Genomic DNA, 20,935 nt, shown 5'->3' with positions numbered 1-20,935 from the left:
TAAATCTTGGGCAGTTAACCACCAGCAAATTCAATAAATGGAAGCTTTTGACCCAGTTCCTCCTCAATGGATTGAAGCGGCGATTCACGCCCACGATTTCTGCTGTCCCAAATGTCGCGCTGACTCTAGGGAGCAAGCGCGGGTTTGGATAAACAGGCGATCGCCTGTGATGACCCCAGAGTATCGCAGAAAATGGCAGGAGTTCTATCAGTGCCAGTGCGGTTCTGCGTGGTGGGCGTGGAGTAGCGATCGCCCTCCCTCAGACTTGGCAAAACGCGACCGTCCCCCAATAAACGAATAATGCTTTAGGAAGTGCGCGATTTCCTACGGGATAGCAACTCTTCACGCATTCTCTCTCGTTGTTAGCGCGTTAGCGAAGCGAAATTGTGTCAGCCTGATGGAAAAGAGCGATCGCATCCCATCTCTGCCAAGCAAGCTTTAAGATGAAGATGTATTAACAACGCGCTTATCGCTTCATGGACTGGAAAGAAATATCCGGTAATTGGGTACTCATTCCCCCACATCCGGTGGGAATTGTACATTTTCTTGGGGGCGCTTTTGTCGCTGCTGCACCCCAAGTAACTTATCGTTGGTTACTCGAACAGTTGGCAAAAGAAGGCTATGTGGTAATTGCTACGCCGTTTGTGAATACGCTGGATCATAGCGCGATCGCAGGCAATGTCCGCCTCAGCTTCGATAGCGCCCTGGAACAAATGCGCTCAAAAGGTTTACTCCGACGGCGATATCTTCCAATTTACGGAGTCGGACACAGCATGGGCTGCAAACTGCATTTGCTCATCGGTAGCCTTTTCCCAGTCGAACGGGCTGGAAATATCCTAATTTCCTTCAATAACTACGCCGCACGCGATGCTATCCCATTTGTAGAGCAATTTAATTTTAATAATGCCTTTTCTGTCGAGTTTACGCCTTCGCCCGTCGAAACTAACAATCTCATCGCCCAAAAATACGGCATTCGCCGCAATTTATTGATTAAATTTAATAACGATAATATTGACCAAACAACTGCCCTGAGCGAGTTGCTGCAAAACCGCTTTCCGGGAATGGTGGCGATGCAGATGCTATCAGGAAGCCACCTGACACCTTTAGGTCAAGATGTCAACTGGAAATCGGGAAAAGAGTTTACAGCCTTTGATGCTGTTGGTCAGTGGGTGAAGCAAGAAATTGTCTACCGAGAGCTAAATCTGCTGAAAAAAGAAATTGGACGCTGGCTACAACCGTTCTCGCCAGCTTAATTATGCCAATTTACTTTATAGCGTTTATCAGTTGGGCGGAATATATGGTGGTTTTAATGTCTGGTCAACCTTAGTAAGGACATGGGATTGCCATGTCCCTACAGATGTATCGCACCTAACCCTAGAATTGCTATATTGGCGGTACACTTGTGATTTTCTGCGATCGCCCCAACCCTAAGAGTAAATTGGCGCGATCGCATATGTTGCATCACAAAGAAAAATTAATATCACTGCACCATTGGGGGTAAGCCATCTCCCTTTTCACCCACAAATGTTACCCGGCGGTCTACCCCTATATCAAACTGCCAACTGTTGTAACGGGAGTTGGCTTCACCCCATCTAGATTCAAAAATCACAGTGTAGCCTCCTCTAGACTTACGGGGATTAACAACTGTCGTCAGCGTCATAGGTTGATTGCAATTCTTCATCAGCGCTGGAGGAGGGGGTGCGCCGCAGGTATTGTAACCAGTTTGCACTGAACCGGGTTTATCGGGCCATGCGCCAAGGCTGCCGCCGACGACTAAGGGGCCATAATAAGCATAAATGCGGGGTGGAGATTTTTGCTTATTTGCTGCTTCCTTGGCTAACGCGATCGCAACACTTACAGTAACTTGTCTGTCCATGCGCTTCCCAGTTGGACGTTGCACAATTATCTGATGATTTGGTTGCAGGGGTAAAACTGGTGTAACTGCGCTGTATACGCTTAAGAGTAAAGCTGGGAGCATCATACTGTAGGCACTCAGTGGCAGATTGTTCTTTTCTATACGAGTGCCAGATATCTACTAAAGTTCCACATCTCCAATGCTTGAATACTGCGTAGGGTGAGCATTGCCCCACCCTAGGCATACTTTTGGTATTGGTAATAAAATCACCAATTACCACTAGCCAAATTACTTCATATTAACGGCATCTCACAACTTAAATAGGATTGCTATAGAAATGAACAATAATAAATTGTGCTTTCTTTTATTCAGCGCCAAATAGCCACAAAAGTCCTACTATTTTATCGTTTCTTTCAGCAATGCGGAGGCCCGTCATAGTAGGAAATTAAACTATCTCCTGACTCAAGAATAAACTGAACTTGACGGTCTGTAGCAACATGAAACCACCAACTATGTTTAAGTTCCCCTCTTTTATACGGGCTGTCCCACTTACAAACAAATATTATGTTGTCCCCTCCCACAGGTAAGTGAACGGAGGAATTGCTTTTTTGGGGAAAGATTCTATTCTTTAATTTTTGAACTAGAGTGACCGAATCGTTCTGTTGTTTAGCAGCTTCGCCTTCAAAGGTAATAGTGAGCAGCGTTATCTTAGGGTAGCACTCAGTTGGAATGTAAACACCGCCTATATACTGTAAAGTTAAAATATTTTCCGAACCAGGGGAATCAGGCCATTTTTGAACACACCCATTCCGATTCTGATAAATTCGTGGCGGTGATGGTAGCAAATTTGCTACTTGTTTAGCTAATCTAATTGCTTCACTAGGACTCAGTTCTGGCTGCATAAAAAATTGAGGAGGTAGAACTTAATCTACCTCCTCAGTATCTACTTTTCCCGATGAATTACTTCATATTGACGGGAACTTTCAGACCTTCTGCCGAAAGTCTGCCGTCTGGCTGAATGGATTCACCTTCGATGAAGGAACGCAACATCCAAGCCATTTGTTCATGTTGTTCCATCAAGCCGGTGAGGAAATCAGCGGTACCTTGATCGTGGAAGTTATCTCCGCACTGATCGATGTGTTCGCGCAGGTTGCGGATAACTTGCTCGTGATCTGACACGAGGTTTTCTACCATGTGAAAGGCGTTGGGAAGAGTACCTGGGTCTTCTTTAATAGAAGCGTACTTCAGGAAGCCTTCCGCAGTTCCTACTGGATAACCACCCAAGGCGCGAACTCGCTCAGCGATCGCATCAATGCTTTCCGTCAATGCGGTATAGTGTTCTTCCCACAGTTGGTGCAAGGAGCGGAACTGAGGCCCGACGACATCCCAGTGGTATTTTTTGGTTTTGATCAATAGCAGGTAGGCATCTGACAAATCTTTATTTAATAAATCGGTCACGCCTTGACGCTGCTCTTCTGTTAAACCTATGTTTAAAGGACGCATAATTGTTGTGTTCTCCAGAGATAGTCACTCTTATCAGTGCAACAAATCTATACAGGAGATTCATCAGCCAAACGGGAGATTCATAGATCGCTTGGTGTTGCGTGGTTTTGAGTGTAGTCAGCTTAGTAGGCTCATGCTTTAGAAATAGCACTGACTTTGGCGCGGTGCAGAAGTTTCTCTCCTTGGCGGTAGCCGATGTTACGTACTTTCACCATTTCCCCTGGTTGGGCGGTTCCTTCGATGAGTTGATGTAGCTTTTGGTCGTAAGGTAATTCTGCACCAACAGATGCGATCGCTTCCACTCCCCACGCAGCTAGAAGCTTTTCCACCGGACGTACCAAAGGCAGCAATTGCACCGCCGCCATCTGAGGATTTTCCTGGGCTTTATTAGCAGCTGTAGGCCAATATACTAAAAAAGATTCCAAAATTTGCAGGCTTGAGTGTTGAAATTCCAGCAGCAAAGTTTCCCGCTGCTGCTCCATCTGCGCCAAAAGAACCTGGTACTCCTGCTTCAGAGCTTCCTCTACCTTGGGCGCATTCCCAGTCCCCAGCCCCCAGTCCTCAGCCCCCAGTGCCTTCATTTTCCCAAAAATTGTCAGTAACTCGCTTACCGATACTTTCAGCACTTGACTAATCTTAAAGAGTGTTTCTACCCGCATCTGGGACACTTCTCCCAACCGCAGATGCTTCACCTGTCGTTCAGAAACGCCAGCTTCTCGACTCAAAGCTTTAAAACTAGAAATACCCACCTGCTGCATTAAGTCCTGCAACAGCTGGGTGTAATTTTGCTGCGAAGATTGGCTCATCTGAGTCTAAGAATGAAGAATCCCCTGTGCTTTAGCCAGGGGAGTGTCAAAAAAGTGAATTTGGCGTTAGTTGCTGGCTACTACTTCTTTTAAAGCAGCAGTAGAAGTTACTGCGGAAGCTTGTAGATGTGCTTCTAAGAACCACAACCGCTTATCAATTGCGCGAGAAACTTCCGTGTAAAGGTCAGCAGTATCAGCATCACCCAGCTCAGCTGAAGCATCAATGTTTTGGCGCAGCGATTTGGCGTATGGTGCAAAGCGGTCTGACAAAGCTGTGATATGGTCTTTGCCGTCGAGAATATCAAAAGGATACTCTGGCAGCATGGACACATTCGCCGCCGTGCGAACTGTCCCCTTTGCTAACCCTCCCAAGGCTGTCACCCTTTCGGCAAATAAATCGATGAATTCTTCTAACTCAGTGGCGAGTTCATCAAAAAGTAAGTGCAACTGGTAAAAATCCATACCTTTGACATTCCAGTGCGCTTGTTTCACCTGAGTTTTTAGGTCGAGGGTGGTTGCCACGGTTTGGTTAAGAAGCTCAATCACTTTAGACCGAGTTTCTGGGGCAATGTCAATGCTGGTCGGGTAGAGACGTGAAGAATTATTCTTGCTAGTCATTATGTCTCGCTCCTTGTAGTGGAAGTATAAAAAAGCGCACCTGACGGCTTGTGTAGATTATATTCGCGGTTCATAATTCATGGAAGCTTGTAGTGCTACTCTTGAACAATGAACGTTTTCATGCTCAGGCTAGGTGCATACTCAGAACAGAACGCGGTGCGCGGCGGATGCGGCAACGAATGGTTTCTTGACCTAAACGCTGAATCGCCTCAAATCTATGACAACCTGAAAAACCATAGTATTCTCCATCCACTTCCAGCACGTCGATGGGTTCTTGCTGACCAATTAGTTGAATCGATTGCATCAAAGTTGCCACTTTAGCTGGGTCAGTTTGTCGGGGCAGAGGACGGTGAATTTTTCGCAGGGGTATCTCTTGAACCCTTACCATAGGACGAGTCGCTGTCTCCATCTAGGTTCCTTCCTTCTAAATCATACTCATTATGACTTCGTTTTGCAACCAGCCATTGTGAATCAAGCTGAAGATTCTCGCTCATCCCCTTCGCATTTGTGCCTTGCGTCTAGCACAATAGATGGAGCAACTAGCTACCTAGTTTGAGACTGAATATAGGGTTACATCTATCAAAAAGTCTTCTATCCTCAGATAGTTCATGCAAAAAAAGGGTTACACCTTGAGACAGATTTTGGTAAAGACCAAGCCGAACCGTCGGAAATTTATTCGTCCGGCTGGGGCGGAAAATCGGTTGAGCCACTGGTCTAGCACCGTCCTAACGGTGTTTTGTCTGGTGGGACTCACGGCGGCGTCAGGAGCGCCCCCAGCTAAATCGGATGTAGAACTGAAAGTAGGTGTAGTGCAGCGGTTTGGTGAGGAACCGACTGATGAAATGACGTTAGCTGCAACAACAGGCGATCGCTTAACTGTGCGTTTTGATGCAGGCGATCGCCAACAAACCCTGCAAGCAAGCAATGTCAAGCTGCAAGTGACAATGCAAGCGCTACCCGACCCAGTGCTAGAGGAAAGGCTTGTTCTAGGAACCTACCGCAGCTTTGAGACAGCGGAATACAGTGCCAACCAGTGGAAAGCCAAGGGAATTGAAGTTGAAGTGGCGCAGCCGGAACGCTGGCAGGTTTGGGCAAAACGAGATGTTTACAAAACGCCTTTAGTGCGCCGCTGGCTGTTGCAGAGTCTCAAAACTCAAGGCAATCAAGCTGCCTTTCTGGATACGGAAATTGTGCAGCAGGTGCCAAAAACGTCTTTAGTCGTGAATGGCGTTAAGTACAGTCGCGACAAAATGGAGATTACGGCGGCCAAAAACCTGATCCAGGTTCAAAAAGGTAAAAACGCCAAAAATAGTTTTCTCTACGCGGGCCCCTTGCAACTGCAACCAAATGCCTACGGCACCTACACCCTAGTAAACCAGGTACCGCTAGAAACTTATCTGCGGGGTGTGGTACCGCATGAACTTGATGCTGGTGCGCCGTATGCGGCGGCTGAAGCGCAGGCAATTATAGCTCGAACTTACGCTTTGCGGAACTTGCGCCGATTTACTGTGGATGGGTATGAATTGTGTGCCGATACTCACTGCCAAGTTTATAAAGGTCTAACTGGCACAGTGCCAACTACCGACAAAGCGATCGCAGCTACCAAAGGCAAAGTGCTAACTTACCAGAATGAACTGGTGGATGCCCTTTATTCGAGTACCACTGGCGGCGTTACTGCTCATTTTAGCGATGTTTGGAATGGCTCAGATCGCCCCTATCTCCAAGTTGTGGTAGATTCAGCGAACTCTGTTTGGAACTTGTCGCAGTTTCCTTTGGCTTCTGAGCAAAATATCCGGCGGTTCATTAACCTAAAACAAGGATTTAATGAAACTGGCGCGAATTGGTTTCGTTGGAGTCGGTCTAGCACTATTGTCCAGATTACCCAGGATTTAAAGCGTTATCTCCAGAGAACAAAGACTCCTTTTGTCCCGTTTAACACAATTAAGCAGTTACGGGTGGTGGAGCGAAGTCCTTCAGGACGTATTCTCAAATTAGCGGTGCAAACTGACACAGGTGTGATAGAAATCCACAAAGATGATGTCCGCAGCGCCTTTATGGCACCCCGCAGCACTCTGTTCTACTTGCAACCTATTTATGGTGCCGACAAAAGCGTAAAAGGTTATGCCTTTGTTGGCGGTGGACTAGGGCATGCCGTAGGGATGAGTCAAACAGGCGCATTCAATCTGGCTAAAGTAGGCTGGTCAAGTCAACAGATTCTCAACTTCTACTATCCAGGGGCGCAAATTCAACCTCTCAACGAGTCAATTACCTTTTGGCAGGATAGATCCCAACAAACCCAGCCCAATTCCTGAAAAAAATTTAGGAGGGACACTCGTTATGGTGTCCCTCCTAAAACAATGAATTGTCAGTAGTCAGTAGTCAGTAGACATTTGAAGGTTTCAACCTTCCAATTTTCCAACTCTTAACAGACCATTGACTCATCTTCTTAATACAGTTCTTCTTCTTGATGGGTCATGATGGTGCAATCAGACTTGGGATAAGCCACACAAGTCAGGACGTAGCCAGCTTCAATCTGATCGTCATCCAAGAAAGATTGGTCAGACTGATCGACTTCACCCGCAGTTATCTTGCCAGCGCAGGTAGAGCAAGCACCAGCCCGACAGGAGTAAGGCAAGTCAATGCCTTGCTCTTCGGCAGCGTCGAGAATATAGGTATCGTCGCTTACATCAATTGTGGTATCCAGACCTTCAGCTTCGTTGATTAATGTAACCTTATAGGTTGCCATGCAGCGTTCCTCTCACTTAGTCGAAATGGCACTAGAAATTTGTAGAGCGACCCTTCCAGCTCACTTCGCTCATGCAAAGGTCTGCTTGCTGGGTTCACTTCCTTTCTGATACTACGGGAAAAATCAGAATCTTTTACACCAAATCAATAAATAGTGTGAATGGTATTCATAATAAACTTTTTCGGTTCCATCCTAATTACTTATATTTATCAGTCTTATGCTACACCAGTGATACTATGTTCAGTTAACACTTTATCCTGAACATCCAGATATATTTTTAGGGTGAATAGATTAGAGGGGATTATATATGGAATTAATAATAACAATTAATAGTTAGATAAAAGGCAGTTATGAAGAAGTCAAATAATAGTGATTTGGGAATATTTTACAGTGTTAGCGATCGCGCCTAATTGACAATGGCAACATCAGTCTCTCATCCTGTTTGGTCTGGTAAGCTCCCGATACGTGTGGCGGTGGTGGGAACCGGATTTGCTGCTAAACTACGGGCGCAAACGTTGCAATCTGAAGAACGCGCCCATCTGGTAGCAGTTGCTGGGCATACGCCAGAAAAAACAGAGGAATTCAGTCAAACTTACTCTTGCCTTGCCGTCTCATCTTGGGAAGAGTTGGTTTGTCGTGAAGATGTGGATATGGTGATAATCTGCACAGTGAATCAAAATCATGGTGCGATCGCGCTTACAGCACTTAACGCAGGTAAACACGTAGTCGTCGAGTATCCCCTCGCCTTAGAAGTTGACGTTGCAGAAGAAGCGATCGCCTCTTCAAAAGAAAAAAACCAACTCCTGCACATCGAACATATAGAACTACTCGGCGGATTGCATCAAGCACTGCGACAAACTTTACCCCAAATTGGAGAAATTTTTTACGCCCGCTACAGCACCATCAATCCCCAACGTCCAGCACCCCAACGCTGGACATATCACCCAGAACTATTTGGTTTTCCTTTTAGTGGCGCACTTTCCCGCATCCACCGTTTGACAGATTTGTTTGGCACCGTAGCCACTGTCAGCTGTCAAGCCAGATTTTGGGGCGAATTGGAAACTAGGGAAGAGGGATTAGAAATTAGGAAATCCTCCCAATTCCCCAGTCAAGAGTCCCCATTCTACAAATCCTGTCTTTGCACAGCCCAGCTAAAGTTTACCAGCGGCGTTGTTGCAGAGGTAGTTTATGGAAAAGGGGAAAATCTCTGGCAACCATCACGAAGTTTTGAGGTTCACGGAGAACAGGGGGGATTAATTTTCGATGGAGATGAAGGCAAGCTGATAAAGGAGAATGAAACAACGCCAATTGAGGTGGGAGGACGACGGGGTTTATTTGCTAAAGATACTGGCATGGTTTTAGATCATCTAATTGAAGGCACCCCCCTATATGTAACCCCAGAAGCTAGTTTATACGCCCTCAAAGTTGCCGATGCTGCCCGTCGTTCAGCAGAAACTGGGCAGACAGTTTTAGTTTAAACGCTTCCCTCGGTAGTTATAAACAAGTAATGTATGTTGGGTTGAGGAACCTCACCCAGCATTGCATAAATTGATTGAAAATATTTGCCTTTAAAAAGCTTCCACTTGCTACTTACGACTCGCTACATTATGAAAACCACCTACTTCGGAAAGAGTGTAAAGCGGTCTGCCTTTAACTTCTTCGTAAATTCGTCCAATGTATTCCCCCAGAATGCCGATACTCACCAGCTGTACAGCACCTAAAAAGAAAATAGCAACCAGAATAATTGTAAACCCAGTTAAAGGCGATTGGGGGACGAAAATCCGCCAATAAATAACTAACAAACCCATGAAAATTGCGGCAACAGCGGCGAGTAAACCTACATAGGTGGAAATTCGCAACGGTACTTTAGAAAAGGACACCAAACCATTTATCGCCAAAGACAAAGATTTGCTAAAGGTGTATTTTACTTCACCAGCAAAACGAGGATGACGCTCAAAGTATACCGCTGTTTGTTGGAAGCCAATCCAAGAGCGCATTCCTCGAATGTAGCGATCGCGTTCTGGCATAGAATTAAGTACATCCACTACTTGCCTATCCATCAAACAAAAATCCCCGGTGTCTGTGGGAATGTCTACATCAGCTAACTGCTTGAGAAGGCGATAAAAGACGTAAGCTGTAAAGCGTTTAAACCAGCTTTCTTTCTGGCGTTGGGTGCGCTTAGCATAAACCACATGATAGCCTTGTCGCCACTTTTCCACCATGTCAGGAATTAACTCTGGCGGATCTTGTAAGTCAGCATCAAGGATAACTATTACTTCACCCCGGACATAATTTAAACCAGCTGTTACGGCAATTTGGTGTCCAAAGTTACGCGCCAAGCTTAGATAGCAAACTCGCGGATCTTTTTCATGCAAATCTCGCAGCAGTTCTAAAGACCGATCTTTACTACCATCGTTGATTAGAATTAGCTCCGCCTGGTCATCCAACCGAGCCATTAATCCACTTATTCGTCGATACAGTTCCGGGAGAGTGTTCTCTTCGTTGTACACCGGAATTACCAAAGAATACTTTGGTTTCATTGATTATTAGGCATCTCGCCTTTTGACAGAAACAACTTTTAAAATTTTCTCAGAAAAAAGGACTTTTTTTCTGGTATTATAGGTCTTATTAATTAAAAATTATATGGGCTTCTTAATAATTGAAATATTAGCCTATATACTTTACGCACAGATTTCCATTATTCAATCATACGTCAATAGGTAGAAAAAGTATAGTAAAAGTTGCTACAAAAAAATGTTTTTTTAACCTTTAAATGAAAAGAAAAAGAGAAGTTTTTTTTCATTTTTAGATAGTAGCCTCTAATTTATTGGGAATACCTTCACAACCGCCGGGAATTGTGGATCTAGTTTCCTCGCCTCCCCAAGCACAACAGTATTGACGCTGTTCTTCGGAGAGTTGCTGTACACCTGTGAAATCAGCATTTTCTACGACAGCGCCAGTAAAAACGCCAGTTCTGTAATTGGGGTAGGGGGGTTGAGTGTGACTGCGTGGGGTGGCGGTCTCCGCTGAACCGTAGAACAAGCGGGTGGCTTTAAAGTCAGCACCAGCAAGATTAGCTCCGTACAAAATAGCACGAGACAGGTTAGCTTTGACTAAATCGCAGTTGCTTAAATTGGCACCGATGAGATTAGCTTCGCTTAAGTCGGTGCGGCGCAGATCTGTATTAGACAAATCTGCCTTAGCCAACATGACTCCCAAATCAATGACCCGCACACCGTTGACGCGATCTTCAGCATAACCTCCAGCACCATCAAAAATGGCTCTCCCTAAGCGGCGATCGCGTTCTAGGGGAGTCAGTAATTTCGAGGTTGACAAGAAACGGAGAATTTTCGATTTCCCGCTAGAGTCTACACTGCTAAGAATAGCGGCGGTGCGTCCTTCAGCGAGTAACCGCTCTTGAGGCCAATCTTCTAGAAGCCCTTCTTCATCTAATACTAAGTCAGATATCCCCTGAAAATAAGTATCAATCGTTTGCTGCTGGGTAATAATATTTTGCTGAGCGGTGAGATCGTTTTGCTTAATCGTCAAATCTCTGGAAATAATATATTGTCGCCAAGCTACATATACAGCTAAAACGGCAATGAAAATTTGCCCGACAGCACCAGTCCATTCTGCCAGAGATCCGATTTCGTCCCATTTTTGCTGGTTCGCCCATTCATTAAGGCGTTGGTTGATACCACTGAACTTGAGTAAAGCGAAGAGCGATACTATTGCTCCCACAACAGCTACTATGATTGAGCGCTGTTTTGCTGGAACCAACTCATCCAGCAGCGGTTGGGAACTAATCCACAGTACGCGCAGGGAAATCAACCCGCCGACAAGCGCCCCCGACACCCCAATCCAGAAATTATTGATAGATAACCCAACGACTACCAAAGCGATCGCCATAAAGATAATTGGCGATACTACTGGAATAGAGGGAGTTTGTTTGTTGAGTAGGAGACTTCGCGGCATTTTAGCCAATTGTTGCTCATATTGACTTTGCGCCTCAGCGGAGGGCGATCGCATCTGAGGAAGTTGGTTGTTTTCAGGCGAACTTTTCCCATTCTGACTATCAGGGGCGTTTGTGGGTAAGTTTGACTGGCGAGGATCGGGCGGTGTCGTCATGTGTCGATTTAATTAGCCTAAGATAACCCATGCTTTATTTTTGTGCTTCGTAGCTGGGTTAGTAGCATTTCCATTTGCCTTAGTTTGGATTGTATCACTGACCCTGTGGCGATTGGTACGCGCTCAACTGAGGCTGAAGATAAATTGTGAATGATATTCGCCCACAAAAGCTACAGTCTGCGGTGATTTTAAAAGCGCGATCGCTATTATAAAACAAGCAACTTAACAGAAAATAGGAGCATAATTTATGAATGCACAATTAGTTGACTCCCTAGTTCAAGTTATTTTAGCTCTCTCACCCGATGAGCGATCCCTACTAGAAGAAAAATTATTTGGGAATATACCCTACCCTTCAGCCCTTGAATTAGCGCACCTTGCAGAAAGCGGAGGAAATTTTGACTATTTGCACGATGAACCGGATATTTATACCCTCGAAGATGGAAAACCAATCTAGTGACACTAAAAAAAGGAGATATTGTCCTAGTTAATCCCTTTACAGACTTGAGTACAACAAAATTACGTCCTGCCTTAGTGCTGGCGTTAAGCTCTACAATAGATGAAGTAACTCTTTGCTTCATTTCGTCTCAAAATGTCACCATTTTAAATTCGGAATAATTTGCTCTTGATGTTTCAGATCCAGAATTTGTTAATACTGGATTGAGAGTTGCCTCTAAAGTGAGAGTAACTCGAATTGCTACTCTTGAGAGTAGATTAATTATCAGACGCTTGGGAGAGTTGGGAAGTCTGCAAATGCAGCAATTGAACGCAGTGATGATACGGGCATTTCAAATAATTTAACCTGTGCAATTTGCAGCCAGAAATCACAAGAACATTTTGGAGTAGTTTAAAAAAGATGCGATCGCGTCCCTATTTTCCTCTGCGCCCTCTGCGCCTCAGCGGTTTAATCTCCTCCTACAACCCCAAATCCACCGCCACCCGATGAGCGCAAGCAAACCCCGAAAACGCCACCGCATTTAAACCCTGTCCCGGAAACGTACTATCTCCCACACAATAAAGTCCCGGAATAGTAGTTCTATTAAACGGCATTCCCAACAATCCTAATAACTTGCGACCGGGAATCGGCCCATAAGTGCCATCTTCACGATTTAAAAAGCGCCGATGAGTGCGAGGAGTCCCAACTTCCAGATAATCTAAACTTGCATCTAAGCCTGGGAAAATCTTCTCCAAACGCTCAATAACTCGCCCGGCTGCTGCTTCCTTCTTCTCTTCGTACTCACTAGAAGAAAGTTCCTGCCAATTTTCAATCCAATCCGGTGTAAATGCGTGCAGAATGTGATAACCTGCTGGTGCTAAATTCGGGTCAAGCAACGTAGGAATTGACAAAAAGATAGTGCCTTGTGTCGCTTCCATATTTTCCCAATCTTCCAACAAAATATGGTGACATTCTGTTCCCACTGGCAAAACATCTGCTTTAACTCCCATATGCAAACTCAAGAAACTGGGAGATTTTTGATAACGTTTTTGCCACTTCTTCTCAGATGTTGGCATCTCCTCTGGTGGTAATAACTTCTCAAAAGTATCCCAGCGTGTCGCATTAGAAACGATGCGCTTAGCGCGATATACTTTTCCATCAGCCAGCTCAACGCCAACGGCGCGATTATTTTCGGTGATAATTTTCGTGACTCTGGCTTTATACTGAATTTCCCCGCCAACTTTTTCCAGTCCTTCCACCAGTTTTTGGGCGATTTGTCCCACGCCGCCTTTAGGATAGTTGATGCCGCCATAGTGCCGATCTGAGAATACCATCCCGGCATTAATCATCGGAGTGCGATCGCTTGGCACAACTGACCAGATGTAACAGTCCATGTCGATAAATTGCAGCAGTTGCGGGTCGCTAATGTATTTCCTGGCAATATCACCAACATTTTGCGGCAAGTATTTCACCAAACCCAGACACGCCAATGGATGCCGGAAAAACACCCGCGCCAGATACCGGGGTTCTTCCAGCGATAGCAATTCCATCACATTTAGACAATTAAAAACCTTCCAACATTCATCGTAAAACTTGCGAATCCCCTCACGCTCATGCGGAAAGTTGGCAGTTAGTTCTTGCAAAAATTTTTCATAATCGCGATGAATTTTCAGGTCTAAGCCGTTAGGCAAATGATAGTGAATCTGTACGCTATCGGGAATAGTTTCTAGGCTGACGTTTACAGCTTCCAGGGCGCGGGTGAGCAAGTTGGTAGTACCTTGAGTACCAAAACCAAAAATCATCGATGCTCCCACGTCAAAGCGATACCCTTCCCGTTCAAAGTATCCGGCACTACCTCCGGGAATTAAGTAGCTCTCCAGTACCAGAACTTTAGCGCCTTTCGCTGCTAGCTGGGTTGCACTCACCAGCCCTCCAATTCCAGAACCGATAACAATAACATCAAACGTCGATGCAGCGGAGGTAGGGATAGAAGTTGCAGGCATGGAAGAGAAAGGAAATTACTTAACGTTTCTGAGTTTAACGTCTTATATTACATCTCGCCTCAAAAAAAAATGGGACTAGCTTGCTACTGCACACCCAGCCCCACCTGCCGATCCTTAATGAGAGGAGAACACTAAAAATAAATATAGTCTTGTTGATAATAGATGTCAATACTGTTGAAAATAATTTTCAACAGTATTGACATCTCGTTGGACGGGATGCCAAACAGAGGCGACGAGAAGAATCGCTCTTAGCGTATGATAGGTCAGGTCTTTGAGCTGGCATCCCTCAGTCAAGATAAGCAACTATGACTCTTCAACTGCGTGTCTACGTTCCTCCCCATCCCCTGATTAAGCACTGGCTGGCTGTAGCTCGCGATGCAGCAACGCCGTCGGTGTTGTTCAAGAGCGCGATGAAAGAACTGGGGCGCTGGCTGACTTATGAGGCAATTCGGGACTGGCTACCGACGATAGAAACGACGGTGCAAACACCGTTAGCTGAATGTCCTGCCACTTTTATCAATCCAGAAGTGCCGCTGGTTGTAGTGCCGATTCTCCGAGCAGGATTAGGATTATTAGAGGGGGCGCAGACTTTGCTACCTTTGGCTTCGACTTATCATATCGGTTTGGTACGGAATGAGGAAACGCTGGAAGCCAGCTGTTATCTCAACAAAATGCCGGAGCAATTTCATCCCCAAACGCGAGTTTTAATTACTGACCCGATGCTGGCGACGGGTGGGACAATTATGATGACGATGGCAGAGTTGACTAAACGAGGCATCGACCCAGCTTTGACGCGGATTATTTCTGTGGTAGCCGCGCCACCAGCGTTGCAGAAGCTTTCCTCAGCTTATCCGGGTTTGATTGTCTATACGGCAATGATTGATGAGGGTCTGAACTCTCAGGGGTATATTGTACCGGGATTAGGAGATGCAGGCGATCGCACGTTTGGGACATAGGGAGTGGGGATTGGGAATTGGGAATTGGGAATTGGGAATTGGGAATTGGGAATTGGGAAAAAGTCTTACCTAGTCCTTAGTTCCAAGTCCCTAGTCCCTAGTCCCTAGTCCCCAGCCCCCAGTCCCCAGTCCCCAATCTCCTCTACTCCCCTAGTCGGTAGGCAGGGGGGTCAGCTAAAAGTTACCCTGAAAACAGTTGAAAAAAGATCGTGACGGTAGTTAAAGATGAGTCAGCGCGATGGTTTTGGAAGCGGATTTCTGGCTGGGACTATAGTTGGCGGTCTAGTCGGTGGGATTGTCGGGGCGCTGATTGCTTCTGGACGCACCTCGGAAGCTGATGCCAAAGATGCGTCTCTGCTGAATTCGGGAGCGTCAGAAGCTAAAGCTGGCAAAGGTAGAAAGCGTCAACTCAAAGACTCAGATAGTATTGAATTTGCACGGCGGAGCTTAGAGGATAAAATTGCCCAACTAAATGCGGCGATTGATGATGTCCGGACTCAGCTTGGCAATGTAAATGGAAACGCTGTGGAAATAGAGCGGGAGCGATTCTCTCCCTCTGACGCACTCTCGTCCCTACCCAAAGATCCCTAAACTCAAAGTAGAGCAAATCCGTTAAACTAACTTCAAGTTTCAAGCGTTCACCGATTATCAAAAGGAAGCTTCAACACCAATGAATTCTTCAGCCGATTTACTAATCAACACTATCTCCACCTTTCTGAACATCTATGTTTTTCTGTTGATTGTGCGGATTCTCTTAACTTGGTTCCCCACAATCAACTGGATGAACCAGTTGGCTTCTACCTTGAGTCCGATTACAGATCCCTATCTCAACATCTTCCGTTCTATCGTTCCGGCGATGGGTGGTCTAGATATCTCGCCGATTTTAGCGATTTTAGTGCTGCAAATTTTGGCACAGTTGTTTGGCAGCATTCAAATGAGTCCCGCTGGTTTCTAAGATTTTAGATTCTAGTCCAAAATCTAAAATTGGGTGTTAGCGGCGAACTGTGCCTGTAAACCCAGCGGCTTTGAACTGCTTGAGCTGCAAGGGAGTCGGCTGATTTGCCGGAACTGAAATTCTCAGTTCAAAATCACTGACTCCAGGCGGCACTTCTTCGATTGAACCCAGGCGCGTCCGGTTTTGCATCACCGAGTCTCCATTGGCATCGTAGATGCGACCAAAGATATCGGCGTTGAGAACTGGCTTATTAGAGCTATTTTCGGCTTTTCCGGTGACTATAAAGCAATTAGCTGCACGGCTCGCTCCGGTACTCGTAACCGCTCCTTGGCCTATATCAGCCGGGCAGTCATGGTAGGTAACTTCAGAAAGTTTAATCTGTGTCAGTGCCAGTGCAGGGGGACTAAACAGCAAGCTGAATATCCCGATGAGGCATGACATCACAACAATAGAGACGGCTCGAAATCGCATAAACCCCACCATGACTTAGGTTTTTCGGTGACATCAATCCTCAGCTTACCGCGAATCTAGGTCAAACAAGGGACTCTTGGCTGGAGAGAGAGGGAATTATTAATTAGCAATGCTTCAATTAGCAGGTGTCCCTTTTTGTCCAAATAAACTCTTACGGTGCCTTGAAAGCTCTGCGATAATAGTGGATAAACTCTAAATGAGCGTTCCGATACAGGGCATTGCCACTCAGAATTTGTAGGATAACTCTAGGGAGTGGTAAGAGTCCACTCTGTAGAAAATATTGACATGAATCCATCTGAGATTGATGCAGCTCTGCAAGCAGCATTTAGCCAGTGTGACAAAATGTTGTGTCCTCTGAGTGAGGAGCAAAAACAAATTTTGCTGCAAGTTGTTGTTGAGGAACTGATAGGTGTTGCGTTGGGTGTTCCTGAGCCTGAGAATGGGGATGGCGATCGCACTAATCCTCTTGCAGAACTGACACCAGAGCAACGCAGGGCTTTGCTGCAATTTGTCAAGGAGCAAGAGAGAGAAAATCGCCTTTGGAAAATCAAATTGCTAAATGACTGGCTGAATAATCAAGACTCTGGAGAAATGCAATTTATTCGCGATCGCTATGGTTTCCAATGGCTAAATCGCGTCCAGCCAGTTCACTTAGCCGAATATTATCAGTTAAAGCTAAAAGTAGGCGATCGCATTGAAGTCTCGAATGGTCTTTGGGAATGGGTGCAAGAAAATGGCCCCTGTAGCCGCGAATGGTTTCCCTGTACGGTGGTTGGAGTTTCTGAGACAGCAGAGGGCGAGAGAACCTATACTAACTGCATCATCCGCTTTGATAATGGGACTGAGTACGAGATTCAAGGCATTTACGACTGGAACAGTTTTAACTGGCGATGGACAAATAATTGAAGGCTCTTAGGCAATAAAAAGAGCGTTTCGTTATTGTATTGCTTGGCGCATTACGTCTACCGGTGGCTCTTTGTCTAACCAGAATTTTAGAGCGATCGCGCCTTGTTGGACGAGCATTTCTAACCCGTCGATAGCGATCGCACCTTGTGTTTTTGCTTGTTGTAGAAACTTGGTGGGGCGGGGCGTGTAAATTAGGTCATAGGTGATCGCGTCTTTCTTCAATCGCGCCATTACACCTATATCGACGGGAGACTGATCAACTTTGGGAGACATACCTACTGGTGTTGTATTAACTAGCAAATCTGCTTGAGAAATTAGATTTGGCAGTTCTTCCCAAAGATGGATGTGTAAATTATTAATTGCTAAAGGTGAATTGCTCCAACTCTGTTGAAAAGCGTTTAAATTCTCTCGGTTACGCCCGACAACATGAATAGAAGCACAGCCGAGTTTAGCGCAACCCGCAACCACTGCTCGCGCTGCGCCGCCATTGCCTAAAATTACGGCTTCAGTTTGACTCCAATCGCGCTTGTAAGCGAAAAGAGGCGCGATAAAGCCCTCGACATCAGTGTTGGTGCCAATCCAACCCCCAGCAGTGTTTTTGACGGTGTTAACGGCTCCCACGGCTTGGGCAATATCAGATACTTCTGATAGCAAGGGAATAATTGCCTGTTTGTGGGGGATAGTGATGCTGAAACCAACCACACCAATAGCCCGAAAACCTGCGATCGCATCCTCTAAATCTTTTGGTTGCACCGGGAAAGGCAGATAGATGTAATCTAATCCTAGAGAAGCGATGGCTGCATTGTGCATCTTGGGAGACTGGGAATGCTCGACGGGATGACCAATCACCCCTAAAAGTTTAGTTGTACCTTTAATCAGCTGCATTAAGTAAAAATCAGTTAGAATTATCACTCCTTTAACAATACGTCATTGGGAATTGGCGATTCTTAAGTTCCTAATGACCAATGAGTGCGGAAATTGTATGTCAAAATCAGGATAACGGATACTAAGCCACCATGCTGGGAAGACTACTAGGGGGGCGCTATAAACTAATCGAGGAATTGGGATCGGGAGGATTCGGTCAAACTTACATTGCCGAAGACACACAGCGACCCGGAAAGCCCAAGTGTGTTGTAAAGCATCTCAAACCAGCTCGTCAAGATCCCGCTTTTTTAGCGATCGCTCGGCGTATGTTCAACACCGAGGCAAAAACTCTCGAAAAGCTGGGACACCATACCCAAATTCCCCATCTGCTGGCATATTTTGAAGAAAATAAACAATTTTACCTAGTTCAGGAATTCATTGAAGGACATCCGCTCGCCGATGAATTGTGTCACAAACAACTGAGCGAAGCTGAGGTAATTGACCTCTTGCAGGATCTGCTGGGCATTCTGGAGTTTGTTCACTCTTATCACGTCATCCACCGCGACATCAAACCGAACAACTTGATCCGCAGGCAGCAAGATGGCAAATTAGTCTTGATAGACTTTGGTGCTGTAAAAGAAATCCATACCCAGCTGGCAACAGAGTCAGGCCAAACTAACATAACCGTGGGAATTGGCACCCAAGGTTATGTACCCAGCGAACAACTAGCGGGTAAACCAAGATACAGCAGCGACTTGTATGCCTTGGGGATAACAGCAATTCAAGCGTTAACAGGGGCTAAACCTTCTCAATTGCCAGAAGATCCCGAAACCTGCGAAATTATTTGGCGGGATAAAGTAAAAGTTAGCGATCGCTTGGCAGAAATATTAGACAAAATGGTGCGCTACCACGTCCGGGAACGCTACCAGTCTGCCACAGAAGTAAGCCTTGAACTCCAACAACTGCAACAAGATTTATCTGCGCCGACCGATGAAAATCCCTTTGCCAAAACCAGAAAAAGGGTAGGTGCTGCTATAGCGATCGCAATTACCAGTATGGTAGCCAGTGGCTTAGTGCTGGGAGCGCGACACATGGGAGGAGTAGAATCGCTAGAACTGGCGGCATTCGATCAAATGGTGCGGTTGCGTTATTTGACGCGGACGTGGGAAGACTTAGACCGAAAGCAACCGATGGAAGGGCCAGATTCTCGCCTGCTGGTAGTTGAAATCAACGATGCAGATATTGCGGCTCAAGAAAAATATCCTTTAACTGACCGAGTTTTAAATCAGTTATTAAAGAAACTGGAAAGTTATAACCCGCGTGCCATCGGCTTAGATATTTACCGAGATTTACCTGTACCGCCTGGTTATCCAGAGTTAGAGAAGACATTGCAAACAAGCGATCGCATCATAACTGTTTGCAAAATGAGTAATCAGGATAACCCTGGAATTGCACCCCCAAAAGCAGCATCTGAAGATAGCGTTGGCTTTAACGATTTAGTCATTGACCCTGATAACAAAGTTCGTCGCAGTCTTTTGTTTGCCAACGACGACAACGGTGCTTGTAAAACAAGTTACTCGTTTGGCGCTCAACTAGCACTGCACTACTTAGAAAAAGAAGGTATCCAAGCAGAGGGAACCCCCGAAGGGCATCTCAAGATAAATTCAACTATATTCAAACGCTTAAAACCCAATTTTGGCGCATATCAGAACGCTGATTCTGGAGGCTACCAGATTGTTTTGGATTATCGTTCCGCTCACAATATCGCGCCGCAGGTAACGCTTAGTGATGTCCTCACAGGGGAGATTAACCCGAATTTGGTAAAAGATCGCATCGTCATTATCGGTGTGACATCAAGCAAAAAAGATAACGCTTTTTACACCTCCTACGGTGGCGGTCGGAAGATGTTCGGGGTGCTGGTGCAAGCACAGGTGATCAGTCAAATCCTCGGTGTAGTTCTGGATAATCGACCGCTGATTTGGGACTGGTCTGAATGGGTGGAAATGCTGTGGATTGCCGGCTGGGGACTTGGGGGAGCAGTTTTGGTTTGGAAAATCCGTCGTCCTCTGGTGTTGATTGTGGGTGGAACCGCAACACTGGGAGTGATATTTTTTACCGGGTTCTATTTATTTACTCAAGGCGGATGGGTGCCAGTCGCGGCTCCAGCTTTAGCCGTAGTTGCCAATGGCTCGGCTTTCGTGCTGCTGCGGCTGTATCGGTCAACCCAAAAGCACTTCCAAGACACAAAGAAGCGGAAACCTCCTACATCTGCGGACAACCAGCCAAAGGTAGACCCAATTTACGCAGCAGACACGCTCCCACTTCAGGAAGTTAGCTTCCTATCAGGCGCACAAACAACCGTGGGAGGCAGTTTAGAGCCTCATCAGTGTCAGCCGTATTCGGTCAATGGCACTAAGGGGCAGCTATTGACGGTGAAAGCACAAGAAGGCAACGTGAATATTGAGGTAATTGCGCCGAATGGCGAAACAGTCGGGAAGGTGAGTGAGCGATCGCACTGGCAAGGGATACTACCGACTGATGGCGATTACAAAGTCAAAGTTTATGCAGCTGATGCCTCTGTATATGCAGTTAGTTTGGATGTTGTAGATAATACTTCAGCCGGAAGCACCGCAGCCACAATTGTCAGCATTCACACGTGAGCTGCCATTTCTCGTTAACGGGACTTAGATA

Annotated in this window: 22 protein-coding genes and 1 pseudogene; 11 read left to right on the top strand and 12 right to left on the bottom strand. The window is 45.9% G+C overall.

Annotated elements, in window-relative coordinates:
* The first annotated feature begins 37 nt into the window (after positions 1–37).
* Positions 38–301 (top strand): hypothetical protein, encoded by a 264-nt coding sequence (locus tag NDI42_RS02140; RefSeq protein ID WP_190455971.1) that lies wholly within the window; start codon positions 38–40, stop codon positions 299–301.
* A gap of 175 nt (positions 302–476) precedes the next feature.
* On the top strand, positions 477–1,253 hold the full coding sequence (locus tag NDI42_RS02135) for a DUF1350 family protein (RefSeq protein WP_190455969.1): 777 nt from the start codon (positions 477–479) through the stop codon (positions 1,251–1,253).
* Positions 1,254–1,480: 227 nt separating this feature from the next.
* Here NDI42_RS02135 and NDI42_RS02130 read toward each other — a convergent pair whose 3' ends face one another.
* The 6 genes from NDI42_RS02130 to NDI42_RS02105 form a co-directional block, all read right to left on the bottom strand.
* Complete coding sequence (locus NDI42_RS02130; RefSeq protein WP_190455966.1) at positions 1,481–1,981, bottom strand: hypothetical protein; 501 nt, start codon at positions 1,979–1,981, stop codon at positions 1,481–1,483.
* 287 nt (positions 1,982–2,268) lie between these two features.
* Entirely contained in the window at positions 2,269–2,757 is a 489-nt protein-coding gene (locus tag NDI42_RS02125) for a hypothetical protein (protein ID WP_190455964.1), read from the bottom strand.
* A 58-nt stretch (positions 2,758–2,815) separates the two neighbouring features.
* Positions 2,816–3,358 carry a Dps family protein gene (locus NDI42_RS02120; protein ID WP_190455962.1) on the bottom strand — a complete coding sequence of 181 codons (543 nt, stop codon included), beginning with the start codon at positions 3,356–3,358 and terminating at the stop codon, positions 2,816–2,818.
* A 131-nt stretch (positions 3,359–3,489) separates the two neighbouring features.
* Positions 3,490–4,164 (bottom strand): helix-turn-helix domain-containing protein, encoded by a 675-nt coding sequence (locus tag NDI42_RS02115; protein WP_190455960.1) that lies wholly within the window; start codon positions 4,162–4,164, stop codon positions 3,490–3,492.
* Positions 4,165–4,230: 66 nt separating this feature from the next.
* Entirely contained in the window at positions 4,231–4,782 is a 552-nt protein-coding gene (dps, locus tag NDI42_RS02110) for a DNA starvation/stationary phase protection protein Dps (protein ID WP_190455958.1), read from the bottom strand.
* Positions 4,783–4,906: 124 nt separating this feature from the next.
* On the bottom strand, positions 4,907–5,170 hold the full coding sequence (locus NDI42_RS02105) for a sulfiredoxin (protein WP_190423083.1): 264 nt from the start codon (positions 5,168–5,170) through the stop codon (positions 4,907–4,909).
* Between the two features lie 220 nt (positions 5,171–5,390).
* On the opposite strand from NDI42_RS02105, the gene NDI42_RS02100 reads away from it, so the two are divergent.
* Positions 5,391–7,094, top strand: a complete 1,704-nt coding sequence (locus NDI42_RS02100) for a SpoIID/LytB domain-containing protein (RefSeq protein WP_190455956.1) — start codon at positions 5,391–5,393, stop codon at positions 7,092–7,094.
* A 134-nt stretch (positions 7,095–7,228) separates the two neighbouring features.
* Here NDI42_RS02100 and NDI42_RS02095 read toward each other — a convergent pair whose 3' ends face one another.
* Positions 7,229–7,528, bottom strand: coding sequence for a ferredoxin (locus NDI42_RS02095; protein WP_190423071.1), 300 nt, complete (start codon positions 7,526–7,528; stop codon positions 7,229–7,231).
* A gap of 416 nt (positions 7,529–7,944) precedes the next feature.
* On the opposite strand from NDI42_RS02095, the gene NDI42_RS02090 reads away from it, so the two are divergent.
* The gene (locus tag NDI42_RS02090) at positions 7,945–9,006 is read left to right on the top strand and encodes a Gfo/Idh/MocA family protein (RefSeq protein ID WP_190455954.1); all 1,062 of its coding nucleotides are present in this window, start codon (positions 7,945–7,947) and stop codon (positions 9,004–9,006) included.
* Between the two features lie 108 nt (positions 9,007–9,114).
* On the opposite strand, the gene NDI42_RS02085 is transcribed toward NDI42_RS02090, so the two are convergent.
* Both NDI42_RS02085 and NDI42_RS02080 read right to left on the bottom strand, forming a co-directional pair.
* Positions 9,115–10,068 carry a glycosyltransferase family 2 protein gene (locus tag NDI42_RS02085; protein ID WP_190455952.1) on the bottom strand — a complete coding sequence of 318 codons (954 nt, stop codon included), beginning with the start codon at positions 10,066–10,068 and terminating at the stop codon, positions 9,115–9,117.
* 265 nt (positions 10,069–10,333) lie between these two features.
* The gene (locus NDI42_RS02080) at positions 10,334–11,656 is read right to left on the bottom strand and encodes a pentapeptide repeat-containing protein (RefSeq protein ID WP_190455950.1); all 1,323 of its coding nucleotides are present in this window, start codon (positions 11,654–11,656) and stop codon (positions 10,334–10,336) included.
* A gap of 247 nt (positions 11,657–11,903) precedes the next feature.
* On the opposite strand from NDI42_RS02080, the gene NDI42_RS02075 reads away from it, so the two are divergent.
* Together NDI42_RS02075 and NDI42_RS02070 are read left to right on the top strand one after the other, a co-directional pair.
* Positions 11,904–12,110, top strand: a complete 207-nt coding sequence (locus NDI42_RS02075) for a hypothetical protein (protein WP_190455948.1) — start codon at positions 11,904–11,906, stop codon at positions 12,108–12,110.
* A pseudogene (locus tag NDI42_RS02070) lies at positions 12,110–12,454 on the top strand (type II toxin-antitoxin system PemK/MazF family toxin). The gene NDI42_RS02075 and the pseudogene NDI42_RS02070 overlap by 1 nt, the downstream one beginning before the upstream one ends.
* Positions 12,455–12,568: 114 nt before the next feature.
* Here NDI42_RS02070 and crtH read toward each other — a convergent pair.
* Positions 12,569–14,092 (bottom strand): carotenoid isomerase, encoded by a 1,524-nt coding sequence (crtH, locus tag NDI42_RS02065; RefSeq protein ID WP_190455946.1) that lies wholly within the window; start codon positions 14,090–14,092, stop codon positions 12,569–12,571.
* Between the two features lie 305 nt (positions 14,093–14,397).
* On the opposite strand from crtH, the gene upp reads away from it, so the two are divergent.
* From upp to NDI42_RS02050, 3 genes are all read left to right on the top strand, one after another.
* Entirely contained in the window at positions 14,398–15,048 is a 651-nt protein-coding gene (gene upp, locus NDI42_RS02060; RefSeq protein WP_190455944.1) for a uracil phosphoribosyltransferase, read from the top strand.
* 225 nt (positions 15,049–15,273) lie between these two features.
* A complete protein-coding gene (locus NDI42_RS02055) occupies positions 15,274–15,639 on the top strand; it encodes a ssl2009 family thylakoid membrane protein (RefSeq protein ID WP_190434864.1) in 366 nt (121 codons plus the stop codon).
* 79 nt (positions 15,640–15,718) lie between these two features.
* Complete coding sequence (locus NDI42_RS02050; protein WP_190426301.1) at positions 15,719–16,003, top strand: YggT family protein; 285 nt, start codon at positions 15,719–15,721, stop codon at positions 16,001–16,003.
* A gap of 36 nt (positions 16,004–16,039) precedes the next feature.
* Here NDI42_RS02050 and NDI42_RS02045 read toward each other — a convergent pair whose 3' ends face one another.
* The gene (locus tag NDI42_RS02045; protein ID WP_190455942.1) at positions 16,040–16,474 is read right to left on the bottom strand and encodes a hypothetical protein; all 435 of its coding nucleotides are present in this window, start codon (positions 16,472–16,474) and stop codon (positions 16,040–16,042) included.
* A gap of 285 nt (positions 16,475–16,759) precedes the next feature.
* On the opposite strand from NDI42_RS02045, the gene NDI42_RS02040 reads away from it, so the two are divergent.
* Positions 16,760–17,380, top strand: a complete 621-nt coding sequence (locus NDI42_RS02040; RefSeq protein WP_190455939.1) for a hypothetical protein — start codon at positions 16,760–16,762, stop codon at positions 17,378–17,380.
* A gap of 30 nt (positions 17,381–17,410) precedes the next feature.
* Here the strand turns inward: NDI42_RS02040 and NDI42_RS02035 are convergent, their stop codons facing one another.
* Positions 17,411–18,265, bottom strand: a complete 855-nt coding sequence (locus NDI42_RS02035; protein WP_190455937.1) for a shikimate dehydrogenase — start codon at positions 18,263–18,265, stop codon at positions 17,411–17,413.
* Positions 18,266–18,396: 131 nt separating this feature from the next.
* On the opposite strand from NDI42_RS02035, the gene NDI42_RS02030 reads away from it, so the two are divergent.
* A complete protein-coding gene (locus tag NDI42_RS02030; RefSeq protein ID WP_190455936.1) occupies positions 18,397–20,904 on the top strand; it encodes a CHASE2 domain-containing protein in 2,508 nt (835 codons plus the stop codon).
* Positions 20,905–20,935: the final 31 nt, after the last annotated feature.

The organism is Funiculus sociatus GB2-C1 (assembly GCF_039962115.1).
In the GTDB taxonomy this organism is placed as follows: domain Bacteria; phylum Cyanobacteriota; class Cyanobacteriia; order Cyanobacteriales; family FACHB-T130; genus Funiculus; species Funiculus sociatus.
This window is presented reverse-complemented; position numbering and strand designations above follow the sequence as displayed.